Source organism: Dietzia sp. MNB45 (genome assembly GCF_051994785.1).
Classification (GTDB): Bacteria; Actinomycetota; Actinomycetes; order Mycobacteriales; family Mycobacteriaceae; genus Dietzia; species Dietzia kunjamensis.
Window position 1 is genome coordinate 3369829 of record NZ_CP163397.1, and the last position, 19848, is coordinate 3389676.

A 19848-nucleotide genomic window follows, 5' to 3' on the forward strand; every position below is an offset into this window, starting at 1 on the left:
GAAAGGCCCCGCGTGTCCCACTACCGCAGCAACCCACGTGACCTGGAGTTCGTCCTGTTCGACGTGTTCGGACTCGACGAGATCCTCGAGCGCGACGAGTCCACCGAACTCGACGGTGAGACCGTCCGGACGATGCTGCGCGAGGCCGCAGCCCTGGCCGAGGGGCCGGTCGCCGCGTCGTTCACCACCGCCGACCGCAACCCGCCCACCTTCGACCCCGAGACCCACGAGGTCACCCTCCACCCCGACTACGTGGCCTCCGTCCGCGCCTGGCAGGACGCCGGCTGGGGCCTCGTCGGCGTGGACCCGGCCGTCGGGGGCGTGGCCGCGCCGCGCCTGGTGACCTGGGCGATCACCGAGTATCTCGTGGGCGCCAACCCGTCGATCTTCATGTACCTGTCCGGGCCGCTGTTCGCCGGGATCATGCACTCGATCGGCAACGAGCAGCAGAAGACGTGGGCCACCAGGATCATCGAGCGCAACCACGGGTCGTCCATGATGCTCACCGAGGCCGAGGTCGGCTCCGACGTGGGCGCCGTGCGCACCAAGGCGATCGAGCAGCCCGACGGCACTTGGCACATCGAGGGCACCAAGCGGTTCATCACCGGCGCCGACACCGGCGACCTGTTCGAGAACATCTGGCACCAGGTGCTCGCCCGACCCGAGGGCGCCGGCCCCGGCACCAAGGGCCTGAGCTACTTCCTCGTGCCCAAGTACATGCCGGACCCGGAGACCGCCGCGCCGGGCGAGCGCAACGGCGTCTACGTCACCGGCATCGAGAAGAAGATGGGCCTGGCCGCCTCCGCGACCTGCGAGGTGGCGTTCGGCGCGCACGGCCGACCCGCCGTGGGGTTCCTGGCCGGTGACGTCCACCTGGGCATCAAGCAGATGTTCAAGACCATCGAGGCCGCCCGGATGATGGTCGGCACCAAGGCCATCTCCACCCTCTCCACGGGCTATCTGAACGCTCTCGAGTTCGCGCGCGAGCGGGTCCAGGGCAACGACATGGCCGACGCCGGCAACCCGGACGCCACGAAGGTCACCGTCATCCACCACCCCGACGTGCGGCGGTCGCTGCTCACGCAGAAGGCGTACGCCGAGGGGCTGCGCGCGGTGTACCTCTACGCCGCCGCCCACCAGGACATCGTGTCCGCGGAGGTCGTCTCCGGCGCCGGGCCCGAGCTCGCGCACACGGTCAACGACCTGCTCCTGCCGATCGTCAAGGGCGTGGGCTCCGAGCGGTCCTACCAGTGCCTCGCCGAGTCGCTGCAGTGCTTCGGCGGCTCCGGGTACCTCAAGGACTACCCCGTCGAGCAGTACATCCGCGACGCCAAGATCGACTCCCTCTACGAGGGCACCACCGCGATCCAGGCGCAGGACTTCTTCTTCCGCAAGATCATCCGCGACGGCGGTACCGCACTGGGCCACGTCGCGGCGCAGATCCACCGCACCGTGGACGAGGCCGGTCCCGCCGAGCTCGAACCCGCGCGCGCCGGGGTGGCCGGCGCCCTGGCCGACGTCGAGTCGATGGTCGGCACCCTCACCGAGCACCTCATGGGCGCCCAGGAGGATCCCGAGAAGCTCTACCTCATCGGGCTCGGCGCGGTCCCCCTCCTCATGGCGGTCGGCGACCTCATGGTGGGCTGGATGCTCCTGCGCGAGGCGGGCGTGGCGCTGGACCGGCTACCGGAGGCGACCGGCGACGACCACGACTTCTACACCGGCAAGGTGACGGTGGCGAACTTCTTCGCCCGCGCCCACCTGCCGCAGGTCGGCGCCGCGCGGGCCACCATCGAGGCGCTCGACGTGGACGTCATGCACATGCCCGAGGGCGCGTTCTAGGTCGGGGCCTTCCGGTTCGGCCCGCCGGGCCGGGAGCGCACCTCGTCGTCGTCGTCGATCCCGGCCCTGCGGGCTACGGTGTCGTTCCCGGCCCGCCCCCCTCGTCGAGAAGAGCGTTTCGCCCACGTCTACCGAGTAGACGTGCGCGAAACGCTCTTCTCGATGGGGATCTGGGACGAGAGGGAGCTCAGCGACCGGTGGTGAGAACGATCTTACCCACCGCGCCGCGGCCGTCCATGAGCTCGAGCGCCTCCGTGGCCTGCTCCAGGGGGAACTCGGCGCCGACCAGCGGGTCGAGCTTGCCGGCGGCCAGGAGCGGCTCGACCTCGACCCACTGCTTCTGCAGGTAACCGGGGTTGGACATCCAGTACTCGCCCCAGCCCACGCCCACGGCGCTCTTGTTGCCCAGCAGCAGCCGGTTGACCTTGACCGTGGGGATCTCGCCGCCGGTGAACCCGATGACGAGGATCCGCCCCTCCTGACCGAGGGACCGGATGGAGTCGGTGAACCGGTCCCCGCCCACGGGGTCGACGACGATGTCGACGCCCTTCCCACCGGTGAGCTCCTTCACGGCGTCCTTGAAGCCCTCGGGCGCGATCGCGTCGCTCGCCCCGGCCTTCAGCGCCAGGTCCCGCTTCTCCTCCGTGGAGGCCACGGCGATGACGCGGGCACCCATCGCGGTCGCGAACTGGGTGGCCGCGACCCCGATCCCGCCGCCAGCGCCGTGGACCAACACCGTCTCCCCCGCCTGCAGCCGGCCGCGGTGGGCCAACGCGAAGTGGACGGTGAGCACGTTCATCGGGATCGAGGCGCCCTGCGTGAACGACAAGCTGTCAGGGAGACGGAACACCTGACCGGGATCGGCCGAGACCACCTCGGCGAACCCGCCCAGACCCGGGAACGCGCACACGCGGTCCCCGGCGGCGAATCCCGAGCCGTCGGGGGCGGAACGCACCACGCCCGCCACCTCCGAGCCGGGGACGAACGGCAGCGGCGGCGAGATCTGGTACTTGCCGCGCGTCTGCAGCACCTCGGGGAAGGTCACCCCGGCGGCGTGGACGTCGATCAGCACCGCACCCGCGTCGGGCTCGGGGACGTCGACCACCTCGAGGACGGCGGGTCCGTCATGGCTGGAGATATGGATGGCACGCATGCGGTCCATAGTGTCAGCCCGTCACTGAGCGCGTGCGCCGTCCGCCTCGCGCTGGTGCCGCTGCCGGCGGAGCAGGTGCAGGGCCAGCCCCACCGCCACGACCACCTGGCCGATCTGGAAGGCCAGCGCCATGACGATGAACTCGCGGCCGAACGTCGTCGGCGAGATCAGGAGGGCTGCGCAGATGCCCAGCAGGACGACCGTGATGAGCTGTCCGCCCGCCAGGAACCGCCGCGGATTCGTGGTGAGCTGGCGACGGAACGCCATCAACAGCGAGTTGAGCGCCACCAGCAGACACACCGGGACGCCGATCTGGGCCGGGAACAGGAACAGCACCACGAACAGCGGGTGGGAACTGAGGGTGACCGTGCCCTCGAACAGGAACTGCGGAACACTCCACAGGGCCGTGAGCAGCGCGCAGATCACCGAGATCCACGAACCGCCCACGAGGATCCTCACGCGGAGAGAATAACGCCGCCGGTCACTCCCTCGTCAGCGCCTCACCGATCGGGATGTCGCCGTCCGAGAATTCGATGGTGCGACCGGCGGTGTCCGGTCGGCGCAGGACGGCGGCGATGACGGCGGCCACCGCGTCCCTGCTGGTCGACCGGTCCTCGCGCTTGTCGTCGCCCACCCCGATGGTCTCGCCGCCGGGCTCGTCGGTCAGCGCCCCCGGCCCGAGGATCGTCCACCCCAGGTCCGAGTCGCGCAGGTGCGCGTCCGCGGCGCCCTTGGCCTCCGCGTACGGGAAGAACGAGTCGTCCTCCGGGACGCCGTGGTCGGGGCCCGCACCGTCGTAGGAGACCATGACGTAGCGTCCCACCTCCTCGGCAGCGCTCGCGTCCATCGAGCGGATGGCGGCGTCACGGTCCACGGCGAAGGTGCGGTCGGGGTTCCCGCCGCCGGCGCCGGCGGTCCAGACGACCGCCCCGCTGCCGCGCACGATCTCGCGGAGCCCATCGACGTCGAGCGTCTCCACGTCCGCGACGACAGGGTTCGCACCCGCGGAGCGGACGTCGTCGGCGTGATCGGGATTGCGGATCACCGAATACACCTCGGCACCCGCCTCTGACAGGATTTTGGCGGCGCGGAGGCCGACCTTGCCGTGGCCGCCGATGATGGTCACTGGTTTGTCGATGCTCATCCTTCCGTTGTACGCCTCCGTGTTCGTCAGCGGGGGCTCCCGGGTTCGATCACGAATCCACAACAACCGGGCGTCCGTCGGTCCGGCGATTGGCCCGGTGTCGGACCCGGAGTGCATCATGTGGACATAAGCCGGGACTCACCGGCGGCCCCGCGTTCGTTCTTTCGGAGTACCGCATGTCCCTGTCCAGGTCTCGAACCCACTCTGCTCGGGCGGTGCCGGGTCCCCTCGGCCTGCTCGCCGCTCTCCTCGCCCTGCTCCTGGTCACCGCCGGGTGCACGATCCCGATGCCCGTCGGTTCCGCCGGGGAGACGACGCCCACGACTCCGACCTCCGAGGCGCCCGCCCCGGCGACGCTGGAGGTGACCCCGGCCGACGGCGCCACGGAGGTCGCCGTGGTGGACGGTGTCCGGGCCACCGTGGAGAACGGGACCATCACGGACGCCGTGCTCACCAACGATGCCGGCAAGGAGATCGAGGGCGAACTCTCACGCGACGGTTCCCAGTGGAAGCCGGCCGTCACCCTCGGATACGGGCGCACCTACACCCTCGAGATCACGTACGAGGGCGCGGCCGGCGGGAGCCGGAGCGACACCCGCACGTTCACCATGGCCGATCCGCTGGCCGTCGTCACGCCCAGCCTCGTCACCACGGGCGGGGCCGCCCTCGAGTCCGACCGTGAGTACGGCGTCGGGATCATCGTCGCGGCCAGGTTCGACCAGCCGATCGCCGATCGCGACGAGGCCGAGAAGCACATGACGGTCACGACGACCCCCGAGGTCGAGGGCAACTGGTTCTGGCTCAACGACTCGACCGCGCGCTGGCGACCCCGCGACTACTACGAGCCCGGCACGCGCGTGCAGGTCGCGCTGGACGTCGAGGGACGCAGCCTCGGCGGCGGGCAGTGGGGCGGGGCGAGCGCGGAAGCCGACTTCACCATCGGCGAGCGTCGCGTGGCGATCGCCGACGACGCGACCAAGACCGTCACCGTCTACCACGACCAGAAACCCGTGAGGGTCATGCCGACCTCCATGGGCAAGGGCGGATGGGCCACCTACGGCGACGTGACGATGCACTTCTGGACCCAGCCGGGCAACTACACGGTGCTCGACAAGGCCAGTTCCGTGGTGATGGACTCCTCGACCTACGGCCTGCCGTTGTCCGCCGGGTACAAGGTGACCGTCGACCACGGTGTGCGCCTCACCAACGACGGGATCTACCTCCACGCGCTCGAGTCGTCGATGTGGGCACAGGGGAACACCAACACCTCGCACGGCTGCCTCAACCTGTCGCCCACCGACGCGAAGTGGTACTTCGACCAGGCCGTGACGGGCGATGTCGTGGAGGTCAAAGGCACGGGCGGACCCGAACTCGGGGTCTGGCAGAACGGTGACTGGTCGGTGCCGTGGGAGGTCTGGCAGTCCGGCTCCGCCGACTGACGTCCCCCACGCGGCCCACGCGACCTACACGGCTCACGCGGCCCACGCGACCTACGAAATCCGCTATCCGGATTCCTGATCTGCGCTCCCGAATGGAGTAGCCGATCCGGAATCCGGATAGCGGATCTTCTTATCTCGTGGTGTCTGGGTGCGAGGTCAGCGCACGCCCATCATGTTCTTCCTGATCCACGGCGACAACGCGGCCATGATCCCGGCCAGGACGATCGAGGCGACGCCCAGCACGAGGAAGTAGTTGCGCTCGGCGCCGGCGTCCGTCGGGTCGTAGTACCCCGCGAGCACGCCGGACAACGCGCTGCCGATCGAGACGCTGAGGAAGAACAGCGCGACCATCTGCGTCTTGAACGCCTCCGGGGCGAGCTTGGTGGACAGGGACTGCCCGACCGGTGAGAGCAGCAGCTCGGCCATCGTGAACAGGAACAGGATCCCGACGATGCCCAGCAGCGGCGTCGCCACACTGCCCACGAAGAACAGGAACACCAGGTAGGCGATACCCATGATGAGGTTCGCGAGGGCGAACTTCATCGGGCTCGAGGGCTGACGGTTCCCGAGCTTGACCCAGAGCGTCGCGAACACGGCGGCGAAGATGATGATGAACAGCGGGTTGATGGACTGCACCCAGCTCGCCGGCATCTCCCAGCCGCCCAGGTTGCGGTCCAGTCGCTGGTCGGAATAGATCGCGATCACCGTGAACTGCTGCTGGAACAGGGCCCAGAACGCCACCGAGGCCACGAACATCGGGATGAACGAGACCACCCGGCTGCGCTCGACCGGCTCCGTCTTGGCACTGGTGATGAGGAGGGCGAACAGCGCGATGGCGCCGACCACGGCGATCGCGGTGACGATGTCCGCCAGTGACTCCAGCGGCACGAGGCCGGTGGCGATGGCTGCGACGACGAGCACCGCCACGACCGCGCCGATCCCCAGGTAGCGGACGCGCTGTGGCCGCGGGAGCGGGTCGGGGACGACAGCGCCGACGCCCTTGAGGGTGGCGCCGCGCATCGCGACGTATTGGATGAGCCCGATTGCCATACCCGCGGCCGCCGCCCCGAAGCCCCAGTGGAAGCCGTAGTTGTCCCACAGCACCCCGGTGAGCAGCGGGCCCGTCAGACCGCCGATGTTGACCGCCATGTAGTAGATCGAGAACGCGGCGTCCCGCCGGTCGTCGGTCCGGCGGTACATGTCGCCGACCACCGTGGAGGTGGTGGCCTTGAGGGTTCCCGCACCGACACCGACCAGCACGAGGCCGATGCCCAGGCCGATCGCCCCGGGTACGAGCGCCAGGGACAGGTGGCCGAGCATGATCATCACGGCTGCGCCGAACAGCGTCCTCTCGGCGCCGAGGAGGCGGTCCGAGACCCAGCCGCCCAGGATCGCGGAGGCGTACACCAGACCGCCGTACGCGCCGACGATCGAGGCGGCGATCTCCTGGGAGTAGCCGAGTCCGCCGTCGCCGACCGCGTAGTAGATGTAGTACGCCAGCAGACCCTGCATGCCGTAGAAACTGAACCGCTCCCACAGTTCGATCCCCGACAGGTTCGCCAATCCGAGTGGGTGGCCGAAGAACCTGCGGTCCGAATCGGCGAGAGCCACCTCGGCATTCCGAGTTGTCATGTACGTCAGTGATACTCCTGCTCCCCGAGCCGGACAAAACCGGTGCCGCGCGAGCTGCCCCGTAGGGGTGGGAGTCGACAATCGGTGCCCCAGACGGGAGAATCGGACCGATCAGCCCGGGCGATCTGCCCCGGGCGTAATCGAGAAGCGCAGGAGCACCTCCAGTGAGCCGAGCCGACACCCCGGCCCGATCTATCAGCCCCCTTCACCGAAGGGGGGACACCGGATGAGCATCGCGCTCTCACTCCTGGTCGGCGTCGTCGTCGTCCTGGCCATCACCGCGCTCACGGGCTACTTCGTGGCGCAGGAATTCGCCTTCATGGCCGTTGATCGCTCGCGGATGGGGGCTGCCGCCGAAAAGGGCGACCCCGTCGCCGACCGCGTACTCGGGGTCACCAGGCGGACCTCGTTCATGCTGTCGGGTGCGCAGCTGGGCATCACCGTCACGACCCTCGTCGTCGGCTACGTGGCCGAGCCACTCATCGGGCGAGCCCTGGGCGAACTACTCGGTCTGGCCTCCGTTCCACAGGCCATCGGCGTCGGTGTGGGCACGGTCCTGGCCCTGCTGTTCTCGACCGTCGTGCAGATGCTCTTCGGCGAGCTCGTGCCCAAGAACCTGGCGATCGCCAAACCTGAACCCGTCGCTCGCTGGTTGGCGCGGTCGACCACCATCTACCTGGCGCTGTTCGGCTGGCTCATCGGGCTGTTCGACAAGGCGTCCGAGGCCCTGCTCAAGGCCGTCGGCATCGAGCCGGTGCACGACAAGGAGCACTCCGCCACCGCCCGCGACCTCGAGCACATCGTCCACGAGTCCAGCGAGACCGGCGAACTCTCCCCCGAGCTCAGCCGCCTGTTGGACCGGATGCTCGACTTCCCCGGCCAGCCGGCGGAGCACGCGATGATCCCGCGCTCCCGTACCGACGTGGTCCGCGGGGAGGACGCGGTCCCGGACGTGCTGTCGAAGATGGCCACCGGCCACACCCGCTACCCCGTGGTCGGTGAGGACTCCGACGACGTCATCGGCATCGTCGACCTGCACGACCTGCTGGTGATCTGCGACGACGAGCGGGACACCTCCCTGACCCTGGTGTCGGAGGTCATGCGGGCCCCGATCGTCGTGCCCACCTCCCTGCCGTTGCCCGAGGTGGCGGCGCGCCTGAGCGAACAGAAGGCCGAGATGGCCGTGGTCGTCGACGAGTACGGCGGGTTCGCCGGAGTCGTGACGATGGAGGACATGGCGGAGGAGATCGTCGGGGAGATCGCCGACGAGCACGACCCGCAGGCCGCCGGGGACGCCCCGGTCAGTGAGGGGTTGGGCTGGGTCCTGGGGGGCGACACCCACCTGGACGAGGTCGAGCGCCTGCTCGACATCACCCTGCCCGAGGTCGACGCCGAGACGCTGGGCGGCCTCGTCGTCGAGACGATCGGTGACCTGCCGGACGTCGGCGACCGGGTGGACATCCCGCTGCCCGACACCGACATCCTCGAGGAGGTCTCCGCCGATCGCGTCCTGCGGGCCGAGGTCCGTCGTCTCGAGCGTCGCGTCCCCGCCGAGCTGCATATCGTGGTCGAGGAGGCCACACGATGACCCCCACCACGACCCTCATGGCCGCCGAGGCCCAGTCCGGACTCATGAGCAATCCCTGGGTGGTCCTGGCCGCGACCGTCCTGCTCATCGCGGCGTCCGCGTTCTTCGTGGCCGTCGAGTTCTCCCTCATCTCCGCGCGGCGCCACCGCCTCGAGGACGCCGCCGCCACCAGCAGGGCCGCCCGGGCGGCCCTGCGCAACGCCTCCGAACTCACCCTCCTGCTGGCGGGTGCGCAGCTGGGGATCACGCTGTGCGCGCTGGCGCTGGGGTCGATCACCAAGCCCGCCGTGCACCACTGGCTCACCCCGGTCTTCTCCGGCTGGGGCCTGCCGTTGTGGACCGCCGACGTCATCGCGTTCATCCTCGCGCTGATCATCGTGACGTTCCTGCACCTCGTGGTGGGCGAGATGGCCCCCAAGTCGTGGTCGATCACGCATCCCGAGTACTCGGCCACCCTGCTGGCTATTCCGATGCGGGCGTTCCTCTGGCTCACCCGTCCGCTCCTGGTCGCCCTCAACGCCATGGCGAACAACATCCTGCACCGGCTGGGTGTCGAGTCGAGGGACGAGGTGTCCGCGGGCCAGGACGCCGATTCACTGCGCGAGCTCGTGCGGCACTCCGGTGAGGCGGGGACTCTGGACGACACCCATCAGCGCCAGCTGCTCAGCGCCCTCGAGCTGCAGGAGCTCACCGTGGGCGACCTGCTCGGGGAGCGCGGGGTCGACACGCCCGCCTCGCCGGAGGAGATGTCCTCCGTCGGCGCGGACGCCACCCCGGGCGAGATCCGCGACACCGCCCGCCGCACCGGCCACCTGCGGCTACTGGTCCTCGAGGATGACACCGCCGTCGGCGTGGTGCACGCGCGGGACGCCATCGACGTCGAGGGGCCGGCCACCGCCCGCGAGCTCATGCGGTCGAGCCTGTCCCTCGAGCACGACCTGACCGTCGCGGAGGCGTTCCGCCGGATGCGTGACGCACGGGCGCACCTCGTCGTCGTCGAACAATCCGGCGGGCACCCGGGCACCCACGTCTCCGAGGTCCGCGGCGTCCTCACCCTCGACGACGTGGTCCGTCGCCTCCTGCCCGTCACCTCGGGGTAGATAGGCGGGGGGTAGATCGGCGCAGGTGGACCGGCGCGGGTCAGATCCGGCTGATGAGCCAGACCACGCCGAACAGCGCCAGCCCGGCTATCCCCAGCAGGACCAGCAGCATGAGCCCGACCGCGCCGATCGCCCTCAGCAGGTAGCCGCGCGCGTCGGTGTCGACGCGTCTGCCGTCGGCGATGGTGCGGTCGACCAGCCGCAGGTTCTTGGACGTGGCCTTGTGGGCGGCATCGGCGACGTCACCGACGAACGGGATCAGCCCGAGCACGGCGTCCACCAGGTAGTTCCAGCCCATCCGGAACAGGATCCGCACGGGCACCCGGTTGCGCACCGCCTCGGCGAACACGGCGGCCGCGAACACGGTGCCGACCGCGTCGCCGACGACCGGGACCAGCCCGATCACCGGATCCAGACCGACGCGATAGCGGGTGCCGGGGATGCGGACGAGGTCGTCGAGCACGCGCGCGAGACCGGTGGTGACCGGGGAGACACCGGTGCGGTCGACGGGTGCCGGGGCGGGGTCGGGACGGTCGGGGTTCACGGGCCCGAGCCTACGGTCCGCGCTCCCGGTGCGCCCGGGCCCGGGATCTGGTTTCGTGGAGAGATGATGCCCACGCCCGCCTCTCAGCCGAGTCTCCGCCCGCTGCGGCCCCACCGCGATCCCGGCGCGACCCGGCACCCGCATCGTCGCGCCGGAGGCCTCGTGGCGGCGGCCCTCGCCGTCGTGCTCGTGGGGTCGGGGTGCGCCGCGCTGACCGGCGACACGGGCGCCGACGAGGTGGACCAGTTCCTGGCCGCCCTCAATCGGGGCGACGTGACGGGCGCGGCCGCGCTGACCACCGACCCGGCCGCCGCGGAGGAGACCATCATCGCGAGCGTCGAGGGGATGGGGTTGCCCGCGATCTCCGCGACCACCACCGGCGACGACGGGCGCCCCGACCGCGACCCGGTGACGGTGGAGATCACGTGGGACATGGGCGCCGCCGGAGCCGACGATGAAGGCGGCGAGAACGAGGGCGGCGCCGACGGTTCTGGTGACGACGACGAGGCGGGCTCCGGCCCGGCCGGCGGGGACGAGGCTGCCGGCGCCGGGACGCGCAGCGTGACCACCCGCGGCGAGGTGCGGACGACCGAGGTGGGCGACCAGTGGAAGGTGCAGTGGGCGCCGACGGTGCTCGACACCCGGCTGGCCGAGGGGGGTCGGCTGACGTTCGCCGAGGAACTCGACTGGGACACCGACATCCTCGACCGGACCGGCGAGCCGCTCATGCAGTGGACGCCGGTCACCGCGGTGACGCTCGCACCCGACGCCGCCGGCTCCGCGGACGCGGTCGCGTCGCTGGTCAGCGGGGCCGCACCGACGATCACCGGTCAGACGATCCGCGACGGGATGGCCGAGGCCGGCGACCAGCCGTACCAGGTCGTGGCGTTGCGCCCGGCGGACATCGACCCGATCCGCGATCAGCTCGCCGCGGTCCCGGGCGTGAGCCTGCCGGAGCAGGGCCAGCTCATCCGCACCGACCGGGACCTGGATTCCCCCGCCCTCGACGGCCTGCCGAACGCCTGGACGGAGGCGCTGCAGTCCGAGGCCGGGTGGTCGGCGCAGATCGTCAACCCCGGCGCCGAACCGATCGAGATCGGGGGCGCACCGGCCGGGGAGGTCGACGACCTGGTCTCGATGGTCCAGATCTCGATGCAGCGTGAGGCCCAGCGGGCCGTGGACGGAAGCGGGTTGGCCGCGTCGATCGTGGCGATCCAGCCCTCCACCGGCGGGGTGCTGGCCGTGGCCCAGAACTCCGCCGCCGACCGGCAGGGGCCCGTCTCCCTGCAGGGGCGCTTCCCGCCGGGGTCGACGTTCAAGGTGGTCACCACCGCCGCCGCGCTCTCCGCCGGCGTCGTGGGCCCGGACGAGATCGTGCCGTGCCCGGCGTCGGTCACCGTCTCGGGCCGGACGATCCCCAACGACGACGACTTCGAGCTGGGCCCCGTCCCCCTGGAGACGGCGTTCGCCCGGTCGTGCAACACCACTCAGGCCGTCATCAGCGACCGCCTGGAACCCGCGGCGATGAAGGACACCGCCGCGAAGCTGGGCCTCGGCGTCGGGTTCTTCACCCCGGGGCTGAACACCTACACGGGGGAGGTGCCCGTCACCGAGCGGGGCCCGGGCCGGGTCGAGGCGGCGATCGGGCAGGGCGAGGTGCTGGCCAGCCCGTTCGGCATGGCCGTGATGACGGCGTCACTCGCGAACGGTGGCCGGATGATCCTGCCGCAGCTCATCGACGGGATGCCCGCGGTCGCCAACGACTCCGCTGAGCCGCTCGACCCGGCCGTGGTCGACACCCTGCGCCGCTACATGGTGCAGACCGTGCAGTCGGGCACCGCGACGGCCGCGAGGTCCGTGCCCGGGCTGGGCGGCAAGACCGGCACCGCCGAGGTGGGCAGCGGGCCGGCGCACGGTTGGTTCGTGGGCTTCACCGGGGACATCGCGGTGGCCGTTCTCCTCGAGGGCGCGGACTCCTCGGGCCCGGCGGTGCAGCTGGCCGCCGACTTCCTCGGGGGTGTCGGCCAACCGGCTCCCCTGGCGGCTCGGTAGTTTCGGCACATGCGCCTGCCCAAGGTCTCGCTCCCCGAATTGTCCCTGCCCGATCTGTCCCTGCAGAATCTGCCGCTGCCCGGCCTCGACCGGCTGCCGTTCTCGTCGTCGGCCCCCTCCCCCACCGACACCCACCGCCGCGTCCTGGTGACCGGCGGCGCCTCCGGCCTCGGTCTGGCCCTGGCGACGGCGTTCCTCGAGCGCGGCGACCGCGTGATCATCGCCGACCTCGCCCCCACCGACGACCGCCCCGACTCCGTGCCCGCCGACGCCCACTACCTCCGGCTCGACGTGCGCTCGGAGGACGAGTGGCAGGCCGCACGCGCCGAGGTCGAGCAGATCTGGGGCGGCCTGGACGTGCTCGTCAACAACGCCGGTATCGCCCAGGGCGGCCGCATCGAGATGCTCACCGAGGACGACTGGCGGCAGATCGTCGACATCAACCTGCTCGGCGTCGCGCGCGGATGCCGCACCTTCGTCCCGATGCTCAAGGCGCAGGGCAGCGGTCACCTCGTCAACACCGCTTCTCTCGCCGGCCTCGTCCACCCGCCCACCATGTCCTCCTACACGGCGGTCAAGGCGGCGGTCGTGGCGATCTCCGAGAGCCTGCGGTGGGAGCTCGAGCCGTTCGGCGTGGACGTGTCGGTGCTGTGCCCGTCCTTCTTCCGCACCAACCTCGCCTCCAGTCTCAACGCCTCCGACCCCGCCGCCAGCGGGTTCGCGAGCAAGCTCATCGACCGCTCCGAGCGGGGCGCCGACGAGATCGCCTCCGAGGTGATGACGGGCCTGGACGCCAAGCAGTTCCTCATCCTCCCCGACCCCGACGCCCGCAAGTCCTACCGCGCCAAGCGGTTCCTCCCCTCCGCGTACGCCAGGACCATGCTCGGCATGGGCCAGAAGTTCGCGGCCGCGACACGGGCCACGGGCGGGTCGGGCGCCGAGGCCGGGGGAACGGGCACGTGAGCACCGGGGGCGGCGCGCGCTGGTACCGCGCGCTAGTACCCTGCGGGGCATGACCCCTTCGCACCTGCTCTCCCGCGCCGACCTCGATTTCCTCCTGCACGACTGGCTCCATGTCTCCGAGCTGTGCGATCGGGAGCGGTACGCGGAGCACTCGCGCGAGACGATCGACTCCGTGGTGGACCTGTCGGCCGAACTCGCCGAGAAGTACTTCGCGCCCCACTTCCGCAAGGCCGACCTCACCGAGCCCCGGTTGGTCGGCGAGGACGTGGAGCTCATCCCCGAGATCGGCGAGGCACTCGCGAAGTTCGCCGAGGCCGACCTCGTGGGTGCGGCGATGGACGAGCGGGTCGGCGGTATGCAGCTGCCCTACACCGCCTACCTGGCGTGCATGGCCTGGTTCTACGCCGCGAACATCTCCACCGCGGCCTACCCGCTGCTCACGACCGGCAACGCCAACCTGCTCATCGAGCACGGCTCCGACGAGCAGATCGAGCGGTACGTCAAGCCGATGATCGAGGGCCGCTTCACGGGGACGATGTGCCTGTCCGAGCCGCAGGCCGGGTCGAACCTCGCCGACATCACCACCCGTGCCGAGCCGCAGCCCGACGGCACGTACCGGCTGTTCGGGCAGAAGATGTGGATCTCCGGCGGCGAGCACCAGATGGCCGAGAACATCGTGCACCTGGTGCTGGCGAAGGTTCCCGGGTCGCCGGCGGGCACCCGCGGCATCAGCCTGTTCGTCGTGCCGAAGTTCCTGGTCACCGACGACGGCACGATCGGCGAGCGCAACGACATCGTCATCACCGGCCTCAACCACAAGATGGGCTTCCGCGGCACGGTCAACACCATGCCCACGCTGGGCCAGGGCATGCACACCCCCGGCGGTCGGGCGGGCGCGATCGGGTACCTCGTCGGAGAGGAGAACACCGGCCTCAAGAAGATGTTCACCATGATGAACGAGGCCCGCCTCGGCGTGGGCCTCGGCGCGACCGCCGTCGGCTACACCGGGTACCTCAAGTCGCTGGACTACGCCCGGAACCGTCCCCAGGGCCGAAAGGTCGGGGCGGACCCGTCATCGCCGCAGGTCATGCTCACCGGCCACGCGGACGTGCGCCGCATGCTGCTGGCCCAGAAATCGTACGCGGAGGGCGCCCTCGCCCTGGGGCTGTACTGCGCGCGACTGGTCGACGACGAGAAGACCGGATCCCCGGAGGAGTCGGCGGCGGCGAAGATGCTGCTCGACGTCCTCACCCCGATCGCCAAATCGTGGCCCTCGCAGTGGTGTCTCAAGGCCAACGAGCTCGCGGTGCAGGTGCTGGGCGGGGCCGGCTACACCATCGACTACGACGTGGAGCAGCACTACCGCGACAACCGTCTCAACCCGATCCACGAGGGCACGCACGGTATCCAGGGCCAGGACCTGCTGGGACGCAAGGTGATGGCCGGTGGCGGGGCCGGGTTGGCCGCGCTGACCGGGCGGATCACCCAGGCGTGTGACCGGGCTGCCGAGGCGGGCGGGTCCGCGGCCGAGATGGCCGCGCTGCTGCGCCCGCGCGTCACCCGCCTCATCGAGGTCACCACCGCGCTGGCGGAGGTGGGGGCCACGGATCCGGAGGCCTTCCTGGCCGACGCCACCGAGTACCTCGAGGCCGCCGGGCATGTGGTGATCGCCTGGATCTGGGTCGAACAGGTGATGGCACTGGGCGCGCGCACCGGCGACGAGGACGACGCTTTCGCCGCGGGCAAGCTCAGGGCCGCGGAGTACTTCCTGCGCCGCGAGCTCCCGATCGTCGACGCCAAGTTCGACCTGCTCGCCGCGGGCGACCGCACGACGCTGGACATGCGCGACGACTGGTTCTGACCTCTGGTTCTGACCCGGGTCCGGTGCTGGACCGCGCCCGGTTCGGCCGACCGCTCGGCGGCGGCACACGACGCGGCCCGGGCCGGCGCTCTCGCGTCGGCCCGGGCCTCGTCTCGTCTGGTCGACCTCACCGGATGGGCGGGAGTTCAGGGCACCCGTCCGCGGTGTTCGGTCAGATCACTCCTCGGGGATGAGGACCTGGTCGATGAGGTAGACAGTGGCGTTGGCGGTCTCGACGCCGCCGCAGACCACGTTGGCACCGTTGACCATGAGCTCGTCGCCGGAACCGGTCACATCGACGTCAGCGCCGTTGAGCGTGGTCTGCATCCCGGAGATCTCGTCGGGCGTGATCTGGCCCTCCACGACGTGGTAGGTGAGGATGCCGGTGAGCAGGTCGGCGTCGGTCTGGAGCGCCTCCATCGTCGCGTCATCGATCTGCGCGAACGCGTCATCGACGGGGGCGAAGACTGTGTACTCGCCGTTGTTGAGGGTGTCGACGAGGTTGACGTCCGGGTTGACGCCGCCGGACAGGGCGGCGGTGAGGGTCGTCAGCAGCGGGTTGTTGGAGGCGGCCGTGGCGACCGGCTCCATCGCCATGCCGTCGACCGAGCCCGGTCCCTCCGGGTTGGCCTCGGCGTAGTCCGCGCACCCGGGGCCGACGAGCATGCCGGCCGGCTCGGCCTCCATGGACGAGGTCTCGGAGGAGGCGGTGGTGCTCATCATGGAGCTGGCGGTGCCCTCGGCGGTGGTCTCGGTGTCGCTTCCGTCGTCGGTCGAGCAGCCGGCGAGGACGAGTCCGGAGACCGCGGCGGCTGCGGCGATCGAGGCGACTCGGCGGGAGATCGTGATGCCCATTGTGCTGTCCTTTCGGTGGAGCCCCTGTGGTGTGGGGCTCTGTGCGGTGGGTCACCAGTGCTTCGCCGCCCCCCGTGATCCGGATGGGTCCGGCCCGGATTTTTTTTCGAGCCGCCGGCCGCAGCCGCCTGCCGCCGCCCGTCACGATGGCGTCTCGCGTGAACAGATGCGCAGGCCAGACGCCCTCCCCGGGGGCGGCGGTCGCCGGCGCGTCCATCCGCGCGAGCAGGGCGCCATGCGCGGGAGCGGATGCCGGCTGAGGGTCGTCGGGGAGGTGTCCCGGTGACGCCGGGCACCGGGGCACCGGGGCACCGGGGCACCGGCCCGGGGTCGCCGGGGTGTGCCGGCCGTGCAGGCCCGCCGTGCAGGCCCGCCGTGCAGGCCGACCGGGCCGTCCGACCGGGCTCCGGCTCCGAATCAAGGACGTGAACACTCCACAGACCCGATCCCTCGTCGCGGCCAGAGCCGGCGCGGGCCTCCTCGCCACCGGTCTCGCCGTCGCGGTGGGTCATGCCGTCGCCGGAGTCGTGGCCCCCGGGTCGTCGCCTTTCCTCGCCGTGGCCGACTCGGTGGTCGACCGGGCCCCCTCCGCGGTGCGCGAGGTGACGATCGACGCACTCGGTACCGCCGACAAGCCGGCACTGATGGCCGGGCTGGCGGTCATCCTCGTCGTGACGGGCGTGGTGGTGGGCCTCATCGAGCGCCGCGGGCGCCCCGCCGGCACGATCGTGCTCGCCCTTTTCTGCCTCATCGGCACCGCAGCGGCGGTGACCCGGCCGACAGCGGGGCCGCTGTGGGCACTGCCGACGGTGCTCGGCGCGATCGTCTCGATCGTGGCCCTGCGGGCGATGATCGGCGCCCTGTTCCCCGCGTCTTCCGTCGCCGCGGCCGCCGGAGGCCCGGAGGGGTCCGCCTCCGCCGGCACCGGGGAAAGTGCCTCCTCGCCCGGCACCGGCGCGGCGGGGACCGCGACGCGGCGGGATCCCGACCGTCGACGCTTCCTGGTCCTGGCCGGGTCGGCCGCGGCCGTCATCGCCGCGGCCGGTGCCACGGGAATGGCACTGACCCGCCGGGCCGCCGAGGGGGTGGCCGAACGCACCGGGTTGCGGTTGCCCCGGGTCCTCGCGCGGAACGCGGCGCCTGCCGTGCCGACAGGTGTGGTCCCGGACGCGCCCGGCGTGACCCCGTTCCTCACCGACAACGACGAGTTCTATCGGATCGACACCGCTCTGCGGGTCCCTTCGCTGAGGGCCGCCGACTGGCGACTGCGCATCCACGGGATGGTGGAGCGCGAGATCGAGCTCGACTGGCAATCGCTGATCGACAGGGAGACCCGCGAGCGCATCATCACCATGACCTGCGTGTCCAACGAGGTCGGTGGCGACCTGGTCGGCACCGCGAGCTGGACCGGCTTCTCCATCGCTGACCTGCTCGCCGAGGCCGGGCCCCTGCCGGACGCCGACATGCTGCTGTCGACGTCGGTCGACGGCTGGACCGCCGGCACCCCGCTCGAAGCACTGACCGACGGCCGCGACGCCCTGCTGGCCGTGGGGATGAACGGCGAACCACTGCCGTTCGAGCACGGGTACCCGGTCCGTCAGGTGGTGCCGGGGCTCTACGGGTACGTCTCGGCGACCAAGTGGGTCGTGGACTGGGAGGTCACCCGATTCGACCGGGCCAGTGCGTACTGGACGGATCGCGGGTGGGCGGAGCGGGGTCCGATCCGGACGGCCAGCCGCATCGACCGGCCCGCGCCGCTCGCCGAGGTGCCGCCCGGGCCGGTCGTGGTGGCGGGCACCGCCTGGGCGCAGCGTCGCGGTATCGAACGGGTCGAGGTCCGGGTGGACGACGGCCCGTGGCGCGAGGCGCAACTGTCCGAGGAGTACTCGGTCGACACCTGGCGGATGTGGTCGTGGACCTGGAACGCCGAGCCCGGCCTGCACACCCTGCACGTCCGCGCGACGGACGGGACCGGTCGGGTACAGCCCGAGGAGCGGCGGGATCCCGTCCCGAGCGGCGCCACGGGTTGGCACAACCGGACGTTCCGGGTGGCGACGGCATGACCCTCGTAGAGATCCGCGCACCGGGAACACGGCCGCCCCGCGACCCGGACCGGATTGGCCCTAGACTGGGGATCGTGTCCGAGCCAGTCGCCCCGCCACTGACCGACCCGGGGCGCCTGCTCGAGCTCGCCGCCTCCGGTGACCTCCAGGCCTTCGGTCGCTTCTACGACCTCATGTCCCCGCGCGTCTACGGCCTGGCCCTGAGGGTCCTGCGGGACCCGGGGTACGCCGAGGAGACCGTGCAGGAGGTCTTCCTCCAGGTCTGGAAGCAGGCTGCCGACTACCGGCCGAGTCTGGGATCGGTGCAGTCCTGGGTGCTGACCATCACGCACCGTCGGGCGGTGGACCGGGTTCGTTCGGAGACGTCCGCCGCGCGGCGCGACGAGATGGACGCGGCGGCGGATTTCACCCGGTCCGGCGACATCGCGGAGCAGGTCACCGAACAGCTCTCCCGTGACGAGGACGCCGCGGAGGTCCGCAGATGCCTGGGGACCCTCACGGACAACCAGCGCGAGTCCATCGAGATGGCCTACTTCTCCGGCCAGACGTACCGCGAGGTCGCCGACCGTCTCGGCACCGCGCTACCCACGATCAAATCGAGAATCCGCGACGGTCTCCGTCGCCTGAAGAACTGCCTGGGAGGTGAGCTGTCATGAGCATTCGGCACCACGATCATCCGTCGGACCTGGGCAGCGTCCGTCCCGAGGACCTCGACCTCTACGCCCTGGACGCCCTGGACGATGACGAGGCCGAAGCCGTCGAGATGGCGCTGGTCAGCGCATCGGCCGAGGAGAAGTCGTCCATGCTGGCGCACATCGCCTCGACGCGTGAGGTAGTCGCCGGCATCGTCGCCGACGCCGGGCTCGACACCGCGCCCCCGCCGCAGTTGCGGGACCGCGTCCTGGAGTTGGCCGCTGCCGGTACCCCCCGCGGGCCGGCCCGGCCGGCCGACGCCGGGGACACCGACCGGGATCAGCCCGGCGGAGGCACCGACGTGGTCGACCTGAGCGGGGAGCGCGAGCGCCGGCGGCCCGGTCCGCTGTCGTTCCTCGCCGCCGCGGCGGCCGCCGTGGTGCTGGTCGCCGGTGGCGTGACCATCGGTCGCATCACCGACAACGCAGGGGGCGACAGCTCGGTGCCCGTCGCGGCCCCGCCGTCGATGCCCGGCAAGGTCTCCTCGCTGCTGGCGGCGGAGGACCTCGCGGTGGTCCGCGGCCAGGTCGGCGCGACCGGTACCGCCACCGTCCTGGCGTCCAAGACGGAGGACATGGCGGTCATCTCGATGACCGACCTCCCCGAGCCGGCCACCGGCCGCGCCTACCAGCTCTGGTTGATGGGTGACCACGAGCCCATCTCGGCGGGGACCATGGAGTCCGGCCAGGTCGGGCCGTCGCCCTCGGCGCAGATCGACGGCATCCGGAACTCCGAGCAGATCGGCATCACCGAGGAGCCCGCGGGTGGATCGCCGGCGCCGACCGGTCAGGTCCTCCTGGCCCTCGATATCGACTGACCCGGCGGTCCGGCTGCGCAGGCGATGCCCGCGCGGGCGGCCTGCCTCGTCGAGAAGAGCGTTTCGCACATCGCCACTCGGTCGATGCGGGCGAAACGGTCT

The 19848-nt window shown here is 71.0% G+C and carries 16 protein-coding genes; 10 read left to right on the top strand and 6 right to left on the bottom strand.

Annotation, left to right across the window (positions count from 1 at the left end; all coding sequences use genetic code 11):
* Positions 1 to 12 precede the first annotated feature (12 nt).
* Positions 13 to 1842, top strand: a complete 1830-nt coding sequence (locus AB5G72_RS16140; RefSeq protein ID WP_440220398.1) for an acyl-CoA dehydrogenase — start codon at positions 13 to 15, stop codon at positions 1840 to 1842.
* A 187-nt stretch (positions 1843 to 2029) separates the two neighbouring features.
* On the opposite strand, the gene AB5G72_RS16145 is transcribed toward AB5G72_RS16140, so the two are convergent.
* Genes AB5G72_RS16145 through AB5G72_RS16155 form a run of 3 tightly spaced genes read right to left on the bottom strand, consistent with a single transcriptional unit; the run spans position 2030 to position 4139 of the window.
* Positions 2030 to 2995 (bottom strand): NADPH:quinone oxidoreductase family protein, encoded by a 966-nt coding sequence (locus AB5G72_RS16145; protein ID WP_440220399.1) that lies wholly within the window; start codon positions 2993 to 2995, stop codon positions 2030 to 2032.
* A gap of 21 nt (positions 2996 to 3016) precedes the next feature.
* Positions 3017 to 3454: a hypothetical protein gene (locus tag AB5G72_RS16150; protein ID WP_120285311.1), complete on the bottom strand. Its 438-nt coding sequence runs from the start codon at positions 3452 to 3454 to the stop codon at positions 3017 to 3019.
* Positions 3455 to 3476: 22 nt separating this feature from the next.
* Complete coding sequence (locus tag AB5G72_RS16155) at positions 3477 to 4139, bottom strand: SDR family oxidoreductase (RefSeq protein WP_182634059.1); 663 nt, start codon at positions 4137 to 4139, stop codon at positions 3477 to 3479.
* A gap of 176 nt (positions 4140 to 4315) precedes the next feature.
* On the opposite strand from AB5G72_RS16155, the gene AB5G72_RS16160 reads away from it, so the two are divergent.
* Entirely contained in the window at positions 4316 to 5578 is a 1263-nt protein-coding gene (locus tag AB5G72_RS16160; RefSeq protein ID WP_440220400.1) for an Ig-like domain-containing protein, read from the top strand.
* A 156-nt stretch (positions 5579 to 5734) separates the two neighbouring features.
* Here AB5G72_RS16160 and AB5G72_RS16165 read toward each other — a convergent pair whose 3' ends face one another.
* A complete protein-coding gene (locus AB5G72_RS16165) occupies positions 5735 to 7210 on the bottom strand; it encodes a peptide MFS transporter (protein ID WP_067719028.1) in 1476 nt (491 codons plus the stop codon).
* Between the two features lie 226 nt (positions 7211 to 7436).
* On the opposite strand from AB5G72_RS16165, the gene AB5G72_RS16170 reads away from it, so the two are divergent.
* Both AB5G72_RS16170 and AB5G72_RS16175 read left to right on the top strand, forming a co-directional pair.
* A complete protein-coding gene (locus AB5G72_RS16170; protein ID WP_069390358.1) occupies positions 7437 to 8798 on the top strand; it encodes a hemolysin family protein in 1362 nt (453 codons plus the stop codon).
* The gene (locus AB5G72_RS16175; protein WP_227022199.1) at positions 8795 to 9898 is read left to right on the top strand and encodes a hemolysin family protein; all 1104 of its coding nucleotides are present in this window, start codon (positions 8795 to 8797) and stop codon (positions 9896 to 9898) included. Before AB5G72_RS16170 ends, AB5G72_RS16175 begins: the two co-directional genes overlap by 4 nt.
* 40 nt (positions 9899 to 9938) lie before the next feature.
* Here AB5G72_RS16175 and AB5G72_RS16180 read toward each other — a convergent pair whose 3' ends face one another.
* Complete coding sequence (locus AB5G72_RS16180) at positions 9939 to 10442, bottom strand: DUF4112 domain-containing protein (protein ID WP_069390357.1); 504 nt, start codon at positions 10440 to 10442, stop codon at positions 9939 to 9941.
* A 63-nt stretch (positions 10443 to 10505) separates the two neighbouring features.
* Here AB5G72_RS16180 and AB5G72_RS16185 point away from each other — a divergent pair, with 63 nt between their 5' ends.
* Genes AB5G72_RS16185 through AB5G72_RS16195 form a run of 3 tightly spaced genes read left to right on the top strand, consistent with a single transcriptional unit; the run spans position 10506 to position 15318 of the window.
* Positions 10506 to 12494, top strand: a complete 1989-nt coding sequence (locus AB5G72_RS16185; RefSeq protein WP_440220401.1) for a penicillin-binding transpeptidase domain-containing protein — start codon at positions 10506 to 10508, stop codon at positions 12492 to 12494.
* 9 nt (positions 12495 to 12503) lie between these two features.
* On the top strand, positions 12504 to 13457 hold the full coding sequence (locus AB5G72_RS16190) for an SDR family NAD(P)-dependent oxidoreductase (protein WP_440220402.1): 954 nt from the start codon (positions 12504 to 12506) through the stop codon (positions 13455 to 13457).
* A gap of 49 nt (positions 13458 to 13506) precedes the next feature.
* The gene (locus AB5G72_RS16195; RefSeq protein ID WP_440220403.1) at positions 13507 to 15318 is read left to right on the top strand and encodes an acyl-CoA dehydrogenase; all 1812 of its coding nucleotides are present in this window, start codon (positions 13507 to 13509) and stop codon (positions 15316 to 15318) included.
* A 177-nt stretch (positions 15319 to 15495) separates the two neighbouring features.
* Here the strand turns inward: AB5G72_RS16195 and AB5G72_RS16200 are convergent, their stop codons facing one another.
* Complete coding sequence (locus AB5G72_RS16200; protein WP_167457869.1) at positions 15496 to 16173, bottom strand: fasciclin domain-containing protein; 678 nt, start codon at positions 16171 to 16173, stop codon at positions 15496 to 15498.
* Between the two features lie 503 nt (positions 16174 to 16676).
* On the opposite strand from AB5G72_RS16200, the gene AB5G72_RS16205 reads away from it, so the two are divergent.
* The 3 genes from AB5G72_RS16205 to AB5G72_RS16215 all read left to right on the top strand — a co-directional run bounded on the left by AB5G72_RS16205 (position 16677) and on the right by AB5G72_RS16215 (position 19746).
* Complete coding sequence (locus tag AB5G72_RS16205) at positions 16677 to 18236, top strand: molybdopterin-dependent oxidoreductase (RefSeq protein ID WP_440221515.1); 1560 nt, start codon at positions 16677 to 16679, stop codon at positions 18234 to 18236.
* A gap of 74 nt (positions 18237 to 18310) precedes the next feature.
* On the top strand, positions 18311 to 18892 hold the full coding sequence (gene sigK / locus AB5G72_RS16210) for an ECF RNA polymerase sigma factor SigK (protein ID WP_067719012.1): 582 nt from the start codon (positions 18311 to 18313) through the stop codon (positions 18890 to 18892).
* Positions 18889 to 19746 carry an anti-sigma factor gene (locus AB5G72_RS16215; protein WP_440220404.1) on the top strand — a complete coding sequence of 286 codons (858 nt, stop codon included), beginning with the start codon at positions 18889 to 18891 and terminating at the stop codon, positions 19744 to 19746. Before sigK ends, AB5G72_RS16215 begins: the two co-directional genes overlap by 4 nt.
* The last annotated feature ends 102 nt before the right edge of the window (positions 19747 to 19848 follow it).